This window comes from Streptomyces sp. Alt3 (assembly GCF_030719215.1).
GTDB classification, from domain to species: domain Bacteria; phylum Actinomycetota; class Actinomycetes; order Streptomycetales; family Streptomycetaceae; genus Streptomyces; species Streptomyces glycanivorans.
On the sequence record NZ_CP120983.1, the window covers coordinates 1,603,994 to 1,621,300 of the forward strand.

Sequence of the window (17,307 nt, forward strand, 5' to 3'; positions counted from 1 at the left end):
GGTTCCCCCATGAGTGACTTCCCGGTCTTCCCGCCCGGATTCGTCTTCGGCGCGGCCACGGCCTCGTACCAGATCGAGGGCGCCGTGGAGGAAGACGGCCGCGGCCCGTCCATCTGGGACACCTACAGCCACACGCCCGGCCGGACGGACGGCGGCGACACGGGTGACGTGGCCTGCGACCACTACCACCGCTATCCGCAGGACGTGGCGCTGCTGCGCGACCTGGGCGTGGAGTCGTACCGCTTCTCGATCGCCTGGTCCCGTATCCAGGCCACGGGCAGCGGCGCGGTCAACCCGAAGGGGCTGGACTTCTACTCCCGGCTCGTCGACGAGCTGCTCGAGGCGGGCATCGAGCCGGCCGCCACCCTGTACCACTGGGACCTGCCGCAGGCCCTGGAGGACAAGGGCGGCTGGCGGGTACGGGAGACGGCGGAGCGCTTCGGCGAGTACACGGCGATCGTCGCCGAGCACCTCGGTGACCGGGTGCCGCGCTGGATCACCCTGAACGAGCCCTGGTGCAGCGCGTTCCTCGGCTACTCGGTGGGCCGGCACGCGCCGGGCGCCAAGGAGGGCCGTGGGGCGCTGGCCGCCGCCCACCACCTGCTGGTCGGCCACGGGCACGCGATGAACGCGCTGCGCGCGGCGGGCGTCCGCGAGGCGGGCATCACGCTCAACCTGGACCGCAACGTCCCGGCCACCGAGTCGGACGCGGACCTCGCGGCCGTCGTCCGGGCGGACACCCAGCACAACCTGGTGTGGACCGAGCCGCTCCTCGCGGGCCGCTACCCGGCCACCGAGGAGGAGACCTGGGGCGAGCTGATCACCGGCCAGGACTTCCGCCGCGAGGGCGACCTGGAGCTGATCTCGCAGCCGATGGACTTCCTGGGCATCAACTACTACCGGCCGATCGTCGTCGGCGCCGCCCCGCACCGCGAGGCGGACCCGGCGCTGCGTGTGGCCACGGACAACCGGTATTCGGAGGGGAACTACCCGGATGTCCGCAAGACGGCCATGGGCTGGCCGGTCGTGCCGGAGTCCTTCACCGACCTGCTGACCGTGCTCAAGCAGACGTACGGTGACGCCCTGCCGCCCGTGCACATCACGGAGAACGGCTCGGCGGAGTTCGACGAGGTCGAGGCGGACGGCTCCATCCACGACGCCGACCGGGTGGAGTACCTGCGTACCCATCTGACGGCGCTGCGGGCGGCGATGGACGCCGGTGTCGACGTACGCGGGTACTACGTGTGGTCGCTGCTGGACAACTTCGAGTGGGCGCTGGGCTACGCGAAGCGGTTCGGGATCATCCGGGTCGACTACGACACCCTGGAGCGCACCCCGAAGGACAGCTACAGCTGGTACCAGCAGCTGATCGCGGCGCACAAGGCCTGATCGGTCCCTCGGCGGCGGGGGCGTACGCGTGCACCAGGACGCGTACGCCCCCGCTTCGCGTTCCGCCGGGGGCCTTGAGCTGTGCGGCTGCCACGCTCAACGCACCGCGAACGCCGCCGGGTTGTCCAGGACGTCATGGACCACCCGGGCCGCCGCGCCCCGCGCCGCGTCGCCGGAGAGGGACGAGGCCCGCAGCCGGCTGCCGTTCTCGTGCCAGCGGCCGGAGACCACCCGGGCGGTGAGCTGGGCGTCCGCCGGGCCCTCCAGCCACGGCATCAGGCTGCGGTAGATCCCTCCCAGCACGACCGCCTCGGGGTCGAAGAGGTTGACCGCGCCGGCCAGTACCACGCCCAGCCGGTCCCCCGCCTCGCGCAGCGCCCCGACAGCCCTCTTCTCCCCGGCCGTGGCCCGCTGTTCCAGTTCGGCGATCCCGCGTACACCCGTGTCCGGGTCGATGCCCGCCGCGCGCAGCAGAGCCGCCCGGCCCGCGTACTGCTCCAGGCAGCCGTGGGCTCCGCACCGGCAGAGCGGGCCTCCGGGGTCGACGACGACGTGGCCGATCTCGCCGGCGAACCCGTGGGCGCCCCGGAGTATCTCGCCGTTGACCACGAGCGCGCCGCCCACGCCGATCTCACCGGTGAGATAGAGGAAGGTGCGCACGCCGCCGAGGCCCCCGAACCAGAGCTCGGCGAGTGCCGCCAGATTCGCCTCGTTGCCCGAGCCCACGGCGAGCGCCCGCCCGGCCGGGCGCAGCGTGCTGAGCGCCTGCCCGAAGATGCCCTCGGCCGCGACCCTGCTCCAGCCGAGGTTGGGTGCCTGCCGGACGACGCCGCCGGAGACGAGGCCCGGCAGTGCCAGTTCCACGCCGACCACCCGCAGTTCCTGTTCCCTGGTGGAGGCGATGACGCGGTTGGTGAGCCGGGCGGCGTGGGCCAGGACCTCGGCGGGCGGGACGTCCCGGTGGTCGGTGTGCTCGGTGACCCGGACCCGGTCGGTGCCGGTGAGGTCGACGGCGCACACGGAGACGTAGTCGATGTTGATCTCCACCCCGAGCCCGGCCGGGCCGGTGCGGGAGAGCTTCAGGACGGTGCCGGGCCGTCCGGCCGACCCGCTGGAGGTCTTGCCGGACTCGCTGAGGCAGTCCAGCGCGAGGAGTTCCTCGACGAGCGAGGAGACGGCGGCCCTGGTGAGCCCCACGAGGCTCGCCACGCGTGCCCGGGTGACCTCGCCCTCGTCACGGACGGTCCGCAGGACCAGGCTCAGGTTGTGGCGCCGCACGGACTCGTGTCCGGCCTTGGCCGCCGGCGAGGTGAGGTTGTTCTTCATCAGACCTTCGAGCCTAACGGGCGAAGGGCCGCACCCCGGGGGTGCGGCCCTTCGCTCACTTCCCGATCCCTTACTTGCGGATCAGGCTGCGCAGGACGTACTGCAGGATGCCGCCGTTGCGGTAGTAGTCCGCCTCACCGGGGGTGTCGATGCGGACGACGCCGTCGAACTCCACACCGGTGTCGGTGGTGACCTTGACCGTGCGCGGCGTGGTGCCGTCGTTCAGCTCGGTCACGCCGGTGAAGGAGAAGGTCTCCTCGCCGGTCAGGCCGAGGGACTCGGCGGTGTGGCCCTCGGGGAACTGGAGCGGGAGGACGCCCATGCCGATGAGGTTCGAGCGGTGGATGCGCTCGTAGGACTCGGCGATGACGGCCTTGACGCCCAGGAGCGCGGTGCCCTTGGCGGCCCAGTCGCGGGACGAGCCGGAGCCGTACTCCTTGCCCGCCAGGATCACGAGCGGGGTGCCCGCGGCCTGGTAGTTCTGCGAGGCGTCGTAGATGAACGACACGGGGGCGTCGGCCTGTGTGAAGTCGCGGGTGAAGCCGCCCTCGGTGCCCGGCGCGATCTGGTTGCGCAGGCGGATGTTGGCGAACGTGCCGCGGATCATGACCTCGTGGTTACCACGGCGCGAGCCGTAGGAGTTGAAGTCACGGCGCTCGATGCCGTGCTCCGTGAGGTACTTGCCGGCCGGGGTGTCGGCCTTGATCGCACCGGCCGGGGAGATGTGGTCGGTGGTGACCGAGTCGCCCAGCTTGGCGAGCACACGGGCGCCGGTGATGTCCTCGACCGGGGTCGTCTCCATCGTCATGCCCTCGAAGTACGGGGGCTTGCGCACGTAGGTGGACTCGGAGTCCCACTCGAAGGTGTTGCCGGTCGGGATCGGCAGCGCCTGCCACTGGGCGTCGCCCGCGAAGACGTCCTGGTAGGACTTGTTGAACATGTCCTCGCCGATGGAGTTGGCGACGACGTCGTTGACCTCGGCCTCGGAGGGCCAGATGTCCTCGAGGAAGACGGGCTTGCCGTCCTGGTCGACGCCGAGGGCGTCCTTGGTGATGTCGACCTTCATCGAGCCGGCGATGGCGTACGCGACGACCAGCGGCGGGGACGCCAGGTAGTTCATCTTGACGTCGGGGTTGATCCGGCCCTCGAAGTTGCGGTTGCCGGAGAGCACCGAGGTGACGGCCAGGTCGTGGTCGTTGACCGCCTTGGAGACCTCTTCCGGCAGCGGGCCGGAGTTGCCGATGCAGGTGGTGCAGCCGTAGCCGACGAGGTTGAAGCCGACCTTGTCGAGGTACGGGGTCAGGCCCGCCTTGTCGAAGTAGTCGGTGACGACCTTCGAGCCCGGGGCGAGGGTGGTCTTGACCCACGGCTTGCGGGTCAGGCCCTTCTCGACCGCCTTCTTCGCCACGAGCGCCGCGGCGACCATGACGTAGGGGTTCGAGGTGTTGGTGCAGGAGGTGATCGCGGCGACGGTGACGGCGCCGTGGTCGATCTCGTACGTCGTGCCGTCGGGCGCGGTGACCGTGACCGGGTTCGTCGGGACACCGTTGGAGGCGGCCGGGGCGTCGGAGGCCGGGAAGGACTCCTTGCCCGCCTCCTCGTCGTCCGAGACGTAGTTGCGTACGTCCTGGGCGAACTGCGCCTTGGCGTTCGCGAGGACGATGCGGTCCTGCGGGCGCTTCGGGCCGGCGATGGAGGGGACGACCGTGGAGAGGTCGAGCTCGAGCTTCTCGGAGAAGTCGGGCTCGGCGGCCGGGTCGAGCCAGAGGCCCTGCTCCTTGGCGTACGCCTCGACGAGCGCGACCTGCTGCGCGTCGCGGCCGGTCAGGCGCAGGTAGTTCAGCGTCTCGTCGTCGATCGGGAAGATCGCGGCGGTGGAGCCGAACTCCGGGGACATGTTGCCGATGGTGGCGCGGTTCGCGAGGGAGGTGGCGGCGACGCCCTCACCGTAGAACTCGACGAACTTGCCGACGACGCCGTGCTTGCGGAGCATCTCGGTGATGGTCAGCACGAGGTCGGTGGCGGTGGTGCCGGCCGGGAGCTCGCCGGTCAGCTTGAAGCCGACGACGCGCGGGATGAGCATGGAGACCGGCTGGCCGAGCATCGCGGCCTCGGCCTCGATGCCGCCGACGCCCCAGCCCAGCACACCCAGGCCGTTGACCATGGTGGTGTGCGAGTCGGTGCCGACGAGGGTGTCGGGGTACGCCTGGCCGCCACGGACCATGACCGTGCGGGCCAGGTGCTCGATGTTGACCTGGTGGACGATGCCGGTGCCCGGGGGGACGACCTTGAACTCGTCGAAGGCGGTCTGGCCCCAGCGCAGGAACTGGTAGCGCTCCTTGTTGCGGCCGTACTCCAGCTCGACGTTCTGGGAGAACGCGTCGTTGGTGCCGAACTTGTCGGCGATGACGGAGTGGTCGATGACCAGCTCGGCCGGGGCCAGCGGGTTGATCTTCGCCGGGTCACCGCCGAGCTCCTTGACGGCCTCACGCATGGTGGCGAGGTCCACGACACAGGGGACGCCCGTGAAGTCCTGCATGATCACGCGGGCCGGCGTGAACTGGATCTCCTGGCTGGGCTGGGCCTGCGAGTCCCATCCGCCGAGCGCCCGGATGTGGTCGGCGGTGATGTTCGCGCCGTCCTCCGTGCGGAGCAGGTTCTCCAGCAGCACCTTCAGGCTGTAAGGGAGGCGCGCGGAGCCCTCGACCTTGTCCAGCTTGAAGATCTCGTACGACTCGTCGCCCACGCGCAGCGTGCTGCGGGCGTCGAAGCTGTTCGCCGACACGACAGTCTCCTTCTTCAATGTGCGCGTTCAACCGCGCCGCGCCTCATGTGCGGCCGGCGCCGCCTGCGGCCCCCACCATCCGCTAAGGTAAGGGTTAGTTAGGTAACCCTTACTGAGCGGCGGCTGCGGTGCGCCTCGGCAGATATCTCGATGTCGAGATAACTCTAGTACATCGCCGCCGCGCGGTCATGCCCGGGAGTCCGTGTCCGGCGCCACTCCGCGATGACCCACGGCCACGACCAGGGGCCGGACGGATCCCGTCCGAATCCGCCGGGCCGCGTTCTCGGCGGTACGGCGGGACGCGTGCACCTCGGCGTGACGAGAGCTCACCGTGCGCAGCACTCCAGGGCGCGCGCCGCGAAAGCCGTACACCTACGACCACCCACCCCTGCCCGGAGAGAGCGCAGTGCACTTCACCGACACCTCCGAGGCCGTGCGGGCATGGGTCCACGGCTGGGCCCTCTCGCGCGGGGCCGGCGAACCGAGCCCCACACCGTGGGGCTTCACCGTGGTCACCGGACCCCCCGGGAACTCCACGAACCATGTCCTGCCGACCGCCGACGAGACGACCGTGCGGGAGCTGACCAGGAGCCCCGCCCGCCCGGGAGTCTGGCTGAAGGCGTTCGTTCCGGCCGATTCGCTCGCGTCCTGGATCGCACCGGGGTGGTCGATCCCCGGCGCGCCCGGCTTCCTGATGTCGACCTCGCTGGGCTCCGATCCCGCAGGCGTCCCGAGCGCGGCGCCCGACGGCTACCGGCTCCGCAGCTGGACCGACGCCGGGGTCGTCCACGCCAGGGTGCACGCACCGGACGGCACCACCGCCGCGCGCGGCCAGACCGCCGTCGACGGCACCACGGCGGTCGTCGACAAGGTCGAGACCCACACCGCGCACCGGCGCCGCGGGCTCGGCCGGGTGATCATGGCCACTCTCACGGCCACGGCCGCCGAACAGGGCGCCACGGTGGGCCTGCTGGCGTCGTCGGCCGAGGGCCGCGCCCTCTACGAGGCGACGGGGTGGCTGGTGGCGGCACCCCTGGCCAACGCCCGGCGGGGGCCGGACCCGGCCGGCCGACACGCCGTCAGGGCTGCCACCGCACCGGCGGTCCACCGGCAGCGGGATCCACGGGGCGTGGGCACGAACGGGCCCGCACCCGTGCCGCGCGCATGACCCGGCCGCTTCGGGATACGCGTACTCCTGACAGAGGAGGCGCAGATGCCGCTCACATTCCGCAAGAGCTTCCAGATCCTTCCGGGCGTCCGGCTGAACATCAACCGCCGCTCGTGGTCCGTGACGACGGGCGGACGACACGGCCCGAAGCGCACGCACAGCAGCACCGGCCGCCGCACCACCTCGATGGACCTGCCCGGCCCCTTCGGCTGGCGCAGGACGACCAGGCGCAGCCGCCGCGGCTGATTCACCCGGTCGGCGCAACACCGCACGCCGGGTCGTGCGCGGAGGCCTGATGCTTCACACAGGCACCTACGCACGGCCCGGCGCCCGGTCGTCACCCGAACCGCGCACCCCGACGCGATCTTCATCTCATATCTGAGATAGCGTGCAGTCATGGAAGATGACTACCTCGCACGTATCGGCAAGCTCATCCGTGACGCCCGTCAGCATCGTGGCTGGACACAGAGTCAGCTCGCCGAGGCGCTCGCCACGAGCCAGAGCGCTGTCAACCGCATCGAGCGCGGCAACCAGAACATCAGCCTTGAGATGATCGCCCGCATCGGCGAAGCCCTCGACAGCGAGATCGTGTCGCTCGGCTACGCCGGACCCATGCATCTGCGTGTGGTCGGCGGCCGCCGGCTCTCCGGCTCCATCGACGTCAAGACGAGCAAGAACGCGTGCGTCGCCCTGCTCTGCGGATCCCTGCTCAACAAGGGCCGCACCGTCCTGCGCCGGGTGGCGCGCATCGAGGAGGTCTTCCGGCTGCTGGAGGTCCTCAACTCCATCGGCGTACGCACCCGTTGGATCAACGACGGCGTGGACCTCGAGATCCTGCCGCCGGCCGAGCTCGATCTGGAGGCCATCGACGCGGACGCCGCGCGCCGGACCCGCTCGATCATCATGTTCCTCGGCCCGCTGCTGCACCGCACGGACCGCTTCACCCTGCCGTACGCCGGAGGCTGTGACCTCGGCACGCGCACGATCGAGCCGCACATGATCGCGCTGCGCCGCTTCGGCCTGGAGATCGCCGCGACCGACGGGCTCTACCACGCACAGGTCGACCACGAGGTCCGGCCGGACCGCCCCATCGTCCTGACCGAGCGCGGCGACACGGTGACCGAGAACGCCCTGCTGGCCGCCGCCCGGCACGACGGCACGACGGTCATCCGCAACGCCTCCTCCAACTACATGGTCCAGGACCTGTGCTTCTTCCTGGAAGCGCTCGGCGTGCGGGTCGAGGGCGTCGGGACGACGACCCTCACCGTGCACGGTGTGCCGGAGATCGACGCGGACGTCGACTACTCCCCCTCCGAGGACCCGGTCGAGGCGATGAGCCTGCTCGCCGCCGCCGTGGTGACGGAGTCCGAGCTGACGATCCGCCGGGTCCCGATCGAGTTCCTGGAGATCGAGCTCGCGGTCCTGGAGGAGATGGGCGTCGACTGCGACCGCACGGCGGAGTACGCCGCCGACAACGGCCGCACCCGGCTGGTCGACCTGACGGTCAGGCCCTCCAAGCTGGAGGCCCCCATCGACAAGATCCACCCGATGCCGTTCCCCGGCCTGAACATCGACAACGTGCCGTTCTTCGCGGCCATCGCGGCCTCCGCCCACGGCCAGACCCTGATCCACGACTGGGTCTACGACAACCGCGCGATCTACCTCACCGACCTCAACCGCCTCGGCGGCAGGCTCCAACTGCTGGACCCGCACCGCGTCCTGGTCGAGGGCCCGACCCGCTGGCGCGCCGCCGAGATGATGTGCCCGCCGGCCCTGCGGCCCGCGGTGGTGGTCCTGCTGGCGATGATGGCGGCCGAGGGGACCTCGGTCCTGCGCAACGTGTACGTCATCAACCGGGGCTACGAGGAGCTGGCGGAGCGGCTGAACTCGGTGGGGGCCCAGATCGAGATCTTCCGGGACATCTGACTGGACGCGGTGTCGTGCCCCTTGGGGGCAAGGGGCACGACACCTCAATAGGCCATCTGACCTGCGGATACCTACCTTCACGGTCTTTCGCTGATCTCTGTCATTTTTCAGCACCTTGTGCAACGCATGTGCAAGATGATCTTGAATGATTGACGGCACGTCAGAAAAGACCGAGTAACCGTCAGCCTTTACGGAGGGTTACCGCCGAAGCGGCCTCGCAACATCCGATGTCGGTCGCGTCGCGCCGACCGCGTCTGGGCGACGAGGCGAACCGCCATCCGCTCGACGTCTCCGGCCTCACGACGCAGCCTGGGTAGACCGCGCATCCGAGTCCTCCGGCTGACCACTTCGCCACGCAGCAGAGGACCCGCACCACGTGGGCGCGGGTCCTCTGTCGTAGACGGGCGCCGTGTCACGGGCTGAGCCTGCGCCCACCTCGTGGGAGCACCCGCCGCGACGTCCGGGCCGGCGGGGTGTAGGGCCGCCCTACGATGAGCAGCGTGACAAGTCTCCGCGCCCCAGGCTCGCCTTCAGCACATAGCCGTGGGGACGGCCGACACCAACCGCCAGCTGACCGACGCCACCCGCCTGATGTACTCCTCCGACATGGCCGCCTTCATTGCCTGGTGCGCGAGCGTCGGTCGGCGGACGCTGCCTGCTACCCCGGAGGCTGAGTACGCTGGCGCACTTGACCGTAACCCCGTCGCCGCGGACCGGCCGCCCGCTCGCCCCCGGGTCCATCAATCGCGTCCTGACCGCCGTCCGCCGCGCTGCGCGCCGGTCCCACGCGGACCGTGCGGTCCAGCCTGCCCCGGGAGGCACGCGGGACGAATCTGTCTCCCTCCCTCAAGGGCGCCCCGAACATCAGGGCCTGGGGCAGCTCCGCTACGTCGTCGAGCAGACTTTCGCCCTGCTCCACCAGTGCAAACGTCTCGCTGTCCGATGGGAACGACGCCTCGAACTCCACGACACCTTCGTCTCATTGGGCTGCAAACTCATCTGCTGGAGGCGCCTCAAGAAGATTGAATCGCGAACTTGTGCTGCAACTCTAGGATTTACGGCTCACGGTTGAGTTGGCGTATGACGCGAGATCGTGGACCCAAACCTGTAGACGCCGACTCCTGAGCATGTCCAAGAGAGAGAGGGTGTGCCGGTAGGTCGCTGACCAAGTGATGTCGGTGCCGCCATGGGGGGCTCGGGTCAGGTCCACAGACCCTCGATGAGATGTGAACAGCCCTGCGGCCTGTTCATAGCTGAACCGCCGGCCGGGAACCATCTCGACGACCCGCTCGCGGCAGCACATACGTCCAATGCGGGAACGGATGGTGCGCAGGTCATCTACTCGTGCCGGTCGGTCGACTCCGGCAGGCACATCCCACTCGACGTCGGCGTAGGCGGACCACAACGGCCAGGATTCTGCATTCAGGAGTGCCGCGTAGACGATGGCGGCAGACGCCGATGAGTGTGAAGAAGCAGTAACAGCGAGGGACGACACCCCAACAAGGGTAGACCGCGTCTCACCATGATCGTTTTACGAGCTCATAAGGTTGTCCCATTGCGCAGAATGGTCACCACCGAAAGGCAGGTCAGCATGCTTTTCCGGCACCCTGGGTACGTCAGTGGCTTCATCCAGCTGCGCCCCGAGGCAGAACAAGACCTCGCCAAGTTACCGAAGTCCCGCCGGGAAGAGTGGGAGGCCGCGATCGAGGCCGCCGAAAATGACATCCTCCATGACACGTCGAGCTGACCCGTGAGGAGCACCGCGGCACCTACGACCCGAAGTGGCAGTCGTGGAAGATGCCGGTTGAGCTCGGCATCGGGATTAGCGCCGTCGAGGACGGCGTGGCGACAGTGCGGCTCGCGCAGCGCCGCATAGCAGGGTTCGAGACGATCTACCAGGTCGTCTCCTACCTGAGCGGCGCGAGCATCCGCCACCAGGTAACTGTCGGCGAGGTCGTAGCCACAGGCGAGAGGTCCCGCATCCACGCTTCCCTGCCGCAGCAGAAAACTACTGCCGCCCCCGGGGATGCCGCGTACAGCTTCGGCGCGTATGTGCGGCTCCTAGGCGAGGTCGAGGCATCCTGCCACGACCTCGTTGCGAAGTATCGGACGGTGAACGCCGAGCAGCATGACGCGAGCTATCGGGACCTTCGGCAGCTCGCCGCGTTCCTGGCAGAGCAGACCAGGCTCCTGGAGAAAAAGGCAGCCGCCTCTCCTGCCAAGCCGAAGTTCCGCGCGGTAAAGGACTGGTTCGACCTGACGCCCTCCGAGTTCGAGCAGGCCATCGCCGACCTGTGCCGTGAAGGCGGCTGTTACCGGGTCGAGACGCCCGGCGGCGCGGGTGACCTCGGCGCGGACGTCATCGCATACACCCCTGAGGGCCGTAAGGTCGTCATCCAGTGCAAGCAGTACCGCGGCAAGGTCAGCAGTCCGGAGATGCAGAAGTTCGCCGGCACGGTCTTCAGCGTCCACCAGGCCGACATCGCGCTGATGGTCACGACCGGGTTCGTCACCGGGCCGGCAGCTGCCTACGCAAGCGTCATCGGCATCCAAATCGTTGACTCCAACGTTCTACGCCGGTGGGCCGACGGCATCGATCAGCCACCTTGGAAGTAGAGGCGAACGGCAAATGAATCACTTGCGGCGGCGCGTGGTAGACGGGCCGCCGATATCCACAAGCGCAGGCGGCGGCCCCCGCGGGTGAGGCGGGTGGCGACGTGCAGCAGCCGGTAGCGGATCTTCTTCGGCTCGGCAGCCGCGAGTTCGCCGTCCCGGAGCAAGACGCGGGTCCAGGCCAGCAGATCGATCGCTGTGAGACTGAGTTCGAGCCAGACGGCATTGATGCCGAAGTCTCGAGAGGGGAAGCGGCCGAATCCGGTGGTATTGCCTCACCGGCTGTGGTCCTCGACGGTGGCATGCCCACGGTGACGGACCTCGAGGAACTGGGCGGAGCCGCCGCCGGAGTGGGGGGTGTCGGTGAGGAACACCTGATGCCGTAGGCCCTCGTCCTGGACGAACAGGGACAGTTGGGCTCTGGGGTGGGGCCGCTCGCGGCACACGATGCGGGTGCCGCGCGGGTAGCCGTTTAGGTCGACCATGCCGGTCAGCTCGGCGCCGTCCCGCATGGTCCCGTCCTGGTCCAGGGCGGGATGCCAGAGGCGCCCGGGCATGGCCCGGACAGCGCGGCGGACCGGCTCGGTGATGGCGTATCCGACACGGACGGCCCGAGGGAGCTTTTATATGGGTTCCATGCGCCACTGAACAGTGCCAGTTCCAGTAGGTCGGGAGCGAGCGGCCAGTGCGTGGACCCGGCCAGCTGGTCGGTGGCGCCGTGTGCCCATCTCAGGTACACGTCGTAGCGGTGCGGGGTCCACCCGCCGTCGCTCCACAGCCAGGCAGCGAGCTTCACGGGTTCCTCAAGCCCGATCCCCTCCCCCAGTCGTGTCGTGTAAGCGCGCAGGACACGAGCTATGCGCTGGTCGAGGATGAGCGGGCGCGGCCCCGGCGCATCCACTACGGCGCCGCCGGCGAAGTAGAGGAACTTGGTAAAGAACGCAGGTCCAAGGCCTGCGATCGCGCCGCTCAGCCTGCGGTAGCCCGCCACGGCGCCATCGGTGGCCAGCAGCGCAATAGCCTGTGCCAGCACCGCCTCGACCCGGCCTGGGCGCAGGATCTCACCCAGCCGGTAGGCCCCGTACCCGTTGTCACCTTGTCCCCAGACGTAGCTGGCGACGAGTGTCTCGGTCCAGCTAGCCGTTGCTACCCCAGTCCGGGCCACCGCCAACACCTGGGCCCGGCTCAGCAAAGTTGGCTTACGTCCGACCTGCTCAGCCAACCCCGAGGGCCACGGCCGGATGCCGGCCCAGGACCCCGGGATGTAGCGAACTGCGTGCGCGCCTGTCCCGTCCGCGTACGGCGCCCCGTCTTCGGCCAGCCAGGCTCCCAGCTTTTGCACTGCATCCGAAGGAAGCGGACGCTCGAGCATCCGCGCGTCCAGTTCCCCGGCGCCCTCTCGCCATCCCATCCGAACTCTCTCCTTTGGTTCCACCAGCTCGCCGCGACAGCAGGCATCACCAGTTCGTGACGGGTTCTGTCCCGAGGAAGTGCACCCCCGCACGAGTGCGGGACCGTTCAGCTGATCTTGCGGGCGGAAAGTGGGCTGGAACCAGGTACGGCCCGGATACCAGGAACGTTGTCGGCGCGTAGTCTGGCGGCCACAGCGCCGGGACTGATCTCCCCGCCCTCGTACTGGCTCGTGGGGACCGCCGTTATCTGCGACACCGTCAGAATGCTTCCGACCGGCAGCCCGGAGAAGGCCTCTCGCATGTGACGTGCGACATCGCGCCGGGACCGGGGCATCTGAACCGTCGCCGGCCTACCGACGGGGGTAGCCTCCCGCGCCCCCAGCCGGGGTGCCGGGAAGCCTGCGACCGAGGAGGTGGGCGCGCCTCCATCCGGGCGTTGCCAGCGCCTGGAGAACGCCTCGGACAGATGGTCAGCCCGGGCCAGGATGCTCTCCTCGTCCCACTGAGCAGGCAGGGAACGGTTCAACGAAAGTGCACTGTGCACGAGGATGTCGTTCCTCTTGCGCTCCCAGGGACCATTGGAAACCGATGTGTTCAGTCTGCCGGTGAGCAGAGTCAGGTTTCCCACGGTGTGGAGGAGAGACTGCCTGCGCTCATGAGCCTCGACGCTCCCGAGGCCTCCGCCGTCGGGAAGCGGCCAGTGTTCCTCCCAGGCCTGGGGCAGTAGGTGCTCGATCGTCAACTCCCCGTTGTGGACATGTCGCTCGGTCTTACCCGAATACAGCGAGTCCTCCAACTCGGCCAGCAGCAGCCGCATCCGGGTCCGTGTGAGTTGCTTGTACAACGGCTGGGACCGAAAGACATCTCGGATATCGCGATCGCGGGGCCAGAACCCGGAGTCGGCCTCCTGTCGGAGCAGAAAGTCCGCCACGACCGACGGGTCGTCCTTCGCCTTCAGTTCCTTGAGCAGTTCCAGGAAGAGCCGGTTGTAGTTCTTCGTCGTCAGGCGGCAGACGGTGCGTCGCACCAGGTAGGAGTCCAGGGTGCCCACCGCGCCGGCCCGGTCGTCCTCGTCGAAACGGCTCACCATCCACAGGAGTACGGGCATCACGGTGTTGGCGTCCAGAACACCAACAGTGCGCAAAAAGCGGCCTTCCGGTGTCAGCGGCTGTTCCTCGGCCGTCAGCCTTCGGTAGGCACCTGCCCGCTCCACCAGGCGCCTCATCAGATTGACCAGGCCCATATCAGCGGCCTTGACGTACCTGCGAAAGGTCAGCAAGAGCTCTGGAGCCATCACCTCCTCGGCGAGTTCACCCGTGAGGTACTGCATGAGGAAGACGTCCAGGCGAGGCCGCTTCAGCCTTCCCTGCCGCACCTCCTTGCGCCAGTCAGGCGTCTCTAGCTGCGCCCACAGATCCCTGTACAGCTCCTCCACCGGGAGCCCTTGCTCCTCCGCCTGCTGGAAGACCAGGTTCTTGACCAGGTCGGATGCCTGCAACGGGGTGCCTCGGTCGTTCAGAGCCTCGAAGATGACCTGGGCGTTATCCTCGGGCTTGAGATCGATAACGACCAACTCAAACTTGTCACGAAGCACGCGCACCAAGGCATCAAAGCCCTTGTCCAGCCTGCCTTCGTAGTTCAGCTCTTGTGCCCACTCGACCGTGCGGTTGCGAAAGAACCAGTACGCCTGGACGATCGCCGAGGCGTCTGGAGCGACGGGGAATGCGACGTCGACGGGCCGCCGGAGCCGACCGTCCATGACCATGCGGAACGAGTCACGGTCAATGTTGGTAGGCCACACCTTGTAGGCGGCATGCGGGTCGTCGGTCATGTCGTCGTCGTTGGCGGTCAGTTTGACGAGCGCACGTACGTACCTGTCCTGTACATCAAGCTCGCGTGCGACATCGCGGACCGCGGCAAGGAGAACCTGAAGTGTTGTCAGCCTCTGCTGTCCGTCGATGACCTGTCTGGCGGGCATCGACCCCGTGAGTGTCAGTAGCTGATCCAGCACGACCGCACCAAGAAAGTGCGGATGAACCTCCTCATCCGCCATTCTTTGGTGGACCAGAGCGGTGACGTCCTCCCACAGGGGGCGCCAGTTCCGGTCCTCCGTCCAGACGTACGGCCTCTGGAAGACCGGCACGACGAGTCGCCGGTCCGGCCCGAACAGATCGCGCAGGGTCATCGATTTCGCTTCCACACTGTCCTCCAATAGGGGCTGTTCACACGGGCCGAGTGCCTACCGTTGAGGTCCTCTCGGCCGATTCAGGGACTAGCGTCAGCCCTGCAACCAGTGGCCCGCCCGCTCCGCCGACCTACGGAAACTGCCCTGGAGCACACCGCGCGCAACCGTATCCGGCTCGAGATCGCGCAGATCACACGCAACCTCCCGGCCTGGATGCCGATATTCGCGTTGACCAACTGGCACTCGGGCCACCACCCTGCCCTAGCACGGCCACAGCCTGTGACATGGGTCGTCGCCTCCCTCGGCAGCCCAGCACGAATGAGCGTCAGGACTCGGTGGGCTCGATGGTCTCCTGTTTCACCAATCTGTCCCGCAGCTTCTTCGCAACAGGTTTCACCTTGTTGTCCCAGAAGGGCTTGACATGAGGAGCGACGAGAATAGCGCCTACTACGACCCCGCCGATGGCCAACTCTTTCCAACTGAGCTGAGGGTCATCGTCGCCACCACTACCGCTGTCGTCCACGATGGGATCGGGCTCGAAAATTGCCTCTTCTTCAGCGGGAGACCCTCCGTCGTCGAAGCCACCGGGATTCGCTTCTATATCGGCCCTAAGTGCCGCTACCGTCTCCTCGCTCCAGGTACGAGTTTCCCAGTTCCGGTTGTACTGGGCGTAGCCGCCCGTACCGCGTGAATGGTATTGCTCCTTCGCGTACTGCTGCCCCTTCTCGGTGAGCCCATAAGCGCCAGGATTTCCGTCCAGATAGCCGTACTCCTTGAGGAGCGCATTCATTTCTCGAGCAGTTCGGCCAAACTCCTCGCCCAACACCCGTGCTGATTTCCCCATGGCTCAGCGCCCCCTCTACACTTCGGCCGCACGCGGGCCGCCGCTGACGATATGGACGACGTTACTGGCAGCACGCTGCACTGCGGGGCTAGTTCTGTCAGACGCGTACCGCCTTCGCTGGGACGCCGAGCAGCGCCTGGCCTTCAACGGCCGCAGCGGCCTGCGCGAGCGGACGGCGTTCACCGACCTGCTTCGTGAGTACGTTGGCTGACTCCCGTCGGGCCAACTCGTCCGCCCTTGAGGTCTGCGCACGTCAAGGGCCAGAAACCCGCCCTGTTCCCGTAGCCGCAGAGATAGGGTGACCTTCGGTGATGGTGCAACACGGTGACGCGGTCGCGAGAGGGTGACGCAGAGAACATGGCAGAGGTGCCCGCGCAGATCGGCCGCTACGTGGTCGAGCGCGAGCTGGGCTCGGGGGGCATGGGAGAGGTCTATCTGGCCTATTCGCCCGGCGGGGACCCGGTCGCGGTGAAGGTGATTCGACGGGATCGCCTCGACCAGGCCACGCGCGCCCGATTCGAGAAGGAAGCGCTCATCGCGCGAACGGTCGTGGGTACGAACCGAGTGGCACGCTTCCTCGATGCCGATCCGTACGCCGAGCAGCCCTGGATGGCTGTCGAGTACGTCCCAGGACATACGGTTCACGAGCAAGTACAGGGCCGGGGCACGCTCCCTGCTCCCCTCGTCGCCAGCCTCGGCGCGCTGCTCGCCGAAGGGCTCGAAGCAGTTCATAAGGTGGGTTTGCTCCACCGCGACCTCAAACCGCAGAACGTCATGCTCAGCGAGTACGGTCCGATACTGATCGATTTCGGTCTCGGGGCCTTCGTTGACGCTGACAAGGACAACCTGACGCAGGCCGGGATGATCATCGGCACCATTCGGTGCATACCTCCCGAGCAAGCGCTCGCTCGCACCAAGCCGAAAGAACCTGCCGATGTGTACGGGCTCGGCACAGTGCTGCTCTATGCGGCGACCGGCCACTACCCGTACGAGGGCGCGGACTGGCTCGGGATCGCCACTCAGGTGGCGGACGAGGAGCAGTTCCCGAATCTGGCCGGGCTGCCAGATGCCCTTCTCCCGCTGATCACGGCGATGCTCGCGTACGCGCCGGCCGACCGTCCCATGCTGGCCGAGGTGACCCGGCAGTGTGTGGCACTCGTTGAGGATGCGGGGTTGTCTGCGGCACAAGCCCGCCATGCACTGGTGAATGCGACGGCTTCCTCCGAGGACAGTGCTCGCGCGGCGCAGACCAAAAGCCCGTCCTCCTCGGTGTGGGAACGCATCGAACAATTCGCGGCCCCTGTCGGCGAAACCAGCACTGCGGACGAGGACGACCACGACAGCCCGCTCGACCGTCCTCTCCCGGCCTCAGAGGACTCCGGCGCTGAGGCGCCTGCCGGTCTCACGAAAGACATCGTGCGGGAAGCCGAGAAACCCACCGATCCGGGGCTACCGGCCCAGAAGTCTAGGCGAGGTCGGAAGCCGGCCTCTCTGACGGTTTCCGAGGACTTGCGAAAGCGGTACGCGATGCAGTCCGCGCTGTAGCTCGCCTATCAGGCGCATCGTCCGCCGGAGGCAATGTCAGTGCACCGCGGTAAAACAACGGCGACTCACCTCCGGGATTCTCCGGAGCGCATGCGAAACAGCAGTATGAAGGAA

Annotated in this window: 13 protein-coding genes and 1 pseudogene; 7 read left to right on the forward strand and 7 right to left on the reverse strand. The window is 67.9% G+C overall.

Annotated elements, in window-relative coordinates:
• The first annotated feature begins 9 nt into the window (after positions 1-9).
• Positions 10-1,389, forward strand: coding sequence for a GH1 family beta-glucosidase (locus P8A20_RS06900; RefSeq protein ID WP_147958017.1), 1,380 nt, complete (start codon positions 10-12; stop codon positions 1,387-1,389).
• Positions 1,390-1,485: 96 nt separating this feature from the next.
• Here P8A20_RS06900 and P8A20_RS06905 read toward each other — a convergent pair whose 3' ends face one another.
• Together P8A20_RS06905 and acnA are read right to left on the reverse strand one after the other, a co-directional pair.
• Positions 1,486-2,715 carry an ROK family protein gene (locus tag P8A20_RS06905; protein WP_306103071.1) on the reverse strand — a complete coding sequence of 410 codons (1,230 nt, stop codon included), beginning with the start codon at positions 2,713-2,715 and terminating at the stop codon, positions 1,486-1,488.
• Between the two features lie 70 nt (positions 2,716-2,785).
• The gene (gene acnA, locus P8A20_RS06910) at positions 2,786-5,500 is read right to left on the reverse strand and encodes an aconitate hydratase AcnA (protein ID WP_147959928.1); all 2,715 of its coding nucleotides are present in this window, start codon (positions 5,498-5,500) and stop codon (positions 2,786-2,788) included.
• A gap of 331 nt (positions 5,501-5,831) precedes the next feature.
• On the opposite strand from acnA, the gene P8A20_RS06915 reads away from it, so the two are divergent.
• The 3 genes from P8A20_RS06915 to P8A20_RS06925 all read left to right on the forward strand — a co-directional run bounded on the left by P8A20_RS06915 (position 5,832) and on the right by P8A20_RS06925 (position 8,594).
• Positions 5,832-6,668, forward strand: a complete 837-nt coding sequence (locus tag P8A20_RS06915; protein WP_327379529.1) for a GNAT family N-acetyltransferase — start codon at positions 5,832-5,834, stop codon at positions 6,666-6,668.
• Between the two features lie 45 nt (positions 6,669-6,713).
• A complete protein-coding gene (locus P8A20_RS06920; protein ID WP_147959927.1) occupies positions 6,714-6,914 on the forward strand; it encodes a DUF4236 domain-containing protein in 201 nt (66 codons plus the stop codon).
• Positions 6,915-7,064: 150 nt separating this feature from the next.
• Positions 7,065-8,594, forward strand: a complete 1,530-nt coding sequence (locus P8A20_RS06925; RefSeq protein WP_147959926.1) for a helix-turn-helix domain-containing protein — start codon at positions 7,065-7,067, stop codon at positions 8,592-8,594.
• A gap of 1,048 nt (positions 8,595-9,642) precedes the next feature.
• Here the strand turns inward: P8A20_RS06925 and P8A20_RS06930 are convergent.
• Entirely contained in the window at positions 9,643-10,089 is a 447-nt protein-coding gene (locus P8A20_RS06930) for an SRPBCC family protein (RefSeq protein WP_306103072.1), read from the reverse strand.
• A gap of 69 nt (positions 10,090-10,158) precedes the next feature.
• Here P8A20_RS06930 and P8A20_RS06935 point away from each other — a divergent pair, with 69 nt between their 5' ends.
• A complete protein-coding gene (locus P8A20_RS06935; protein WP_306103073.1) occupies positions 10,159-10,341 on the forward strand; it encodes a hypothetical protein in 183 nt (60 codons plus the stop codon).
• 50 nt (positions 10,342-10,391) lie between these two features.
• A complete protein-coding gene (locus P8A20_RS06940; protein ID WP_306103074.1) occupies positions 10,392-11,210 on the forward strand; it encodes a restriction endonuclease in 819 nt (272 codons plus the stop codon).
• Positions 11,211-11,254: 44 nt separating this feature from the next.
• On the opposite strand, the pseudogene P8A20_RS06945 reads toward P8A20_RS06940, so the two are convergent.
• The 4 genes and pseudogenes from P8A20_RS06945 to P8A20_RS06960 form a co-directional block, all read right to left on the reverse strand.
• Positions 11,255-11,809: pseudogene (locus tag P8A20_RS06945) on the reverse strand (transposase); the annotation flags it as partial.
• A complete protein-coding gene (locus tag P8A20_RS06950; protein WP_306103075.1) occupies positions 11,698-12,618 on the reverse strand; it encodes an 8-oxoguanine DNA glycosylase OGG fold protein in 921 nt (306 codons plus the stop codon). The gene P8A20_RS06950 and the pseudogene P8A20_RS06945, both read right to left, overlap by 112 nt.
• Before the next feature lie 107 nt (positions 12,619-12,725).
• Positions 12,726-14,819 carry a DUF262 domain-containing protein gene (locus P8A20_RS06955; RefSeq protein WP_306103076.1) on the reverse strand — a complete coding sequence of 698 codons (2,094 nt, stop codon included), beginning with the start codon at positions 14,817-14,819 and terminating at the stop codon, positions 12,726-12,728.
• Between the two features lie 310 nt (positions 14,820-15,129).
• Entirely contained in the window at positions 15,130-15,648 is a 519-nt protein-coding gene (locus P8A20_RS06960) for a hypothetical protein (protein ID WP_306103077.1), read from the reverse strand.
• 357 nt (positions 15,649-16,005) lie between these two features.
• Here P8A20_RS06960 and P8A20_RS06965 point away from each other — a divergent pair, with 357 nt between their 5' ends.
• Complete coding sequence (locus P8A20_RS06965; protein WP_306103078.1) at positions 16,006-17,193, forward strand: serine/threonine-protein kinase; 1,188 nt, start codon at positions 16,006-16,008, stop codon at positions 17,191-17,193.
• The last annotated feature ends 114 nt before the right edge of the window (positions 17,194-17,307 follow it).

Bases quoted from the DNA above. Each gene is read 5' to 3' on its own strand.
- P8A20_RS06900 (WP_147958017.1), top strand. From the start codon at position 10: ATGAGTGACTTCCCGGTCTTCCCGCCCGGATTCGTCTTCGGCGCGGCC.
- P8A20_RS06905 (WP_306103071.1), bottom strand. From the start codon at position 2,715: ATGAAGAACAACCTCACCTCGCCGGCGGCCAAGGCCGGACACGAGTCC.
- P8A20_RS06920 (WP_147959927.1), top strand. From the start codon at position 6,714: ATGCCGCTCACATTCCGCAAGAGCTTCCAGATCCTTCCGGGCGTCCGG.
- P8A20_RS06925 (WP_147959926.1), top strand. From the start codon at position 7,065: ATGGAAGATGACTACCTCGCACGTATCGGCAAGCTCATCCGTGACGCC.
- P8A20_RS06935 (WP_306103073.1), top strand. From the start codon at position 10,159: ATGGTCACCACCGAAAGGCAGGTCAGCATGCTTTTCCGGCACCCTGGG.
- P8A20_RS06940 (WP_306103074.1), top strand. From the start codon at position 10,392: ATGCCGGTTGAGCTCGGCATCGGGATTAGCGCCGTCGAGGACGGCGTG.
- P8A20_RS06950 (WP_306103075.1), bottom strand. From the start codon at position 12,618: ATGGGATGGCGAGAGGGCGCCGGGGAACTGGACGCGCGGATGCTCGAG.
- P8A20_RS06960 (WP_306103077.1), bottom strand. From the start codon at position 15,648: ATGGGGAAATCAGCACGGGTGTTGGGCGAGGAGTTTGGCCGAACTGCT.
- P8A20_RS06965 (WP_306103078.1), top strand. From the start codon at position 16,006: ATGGCAGAGGTGCCCGCGCAGATCGGCCGCTACGTGGTCGAGCGCGAG.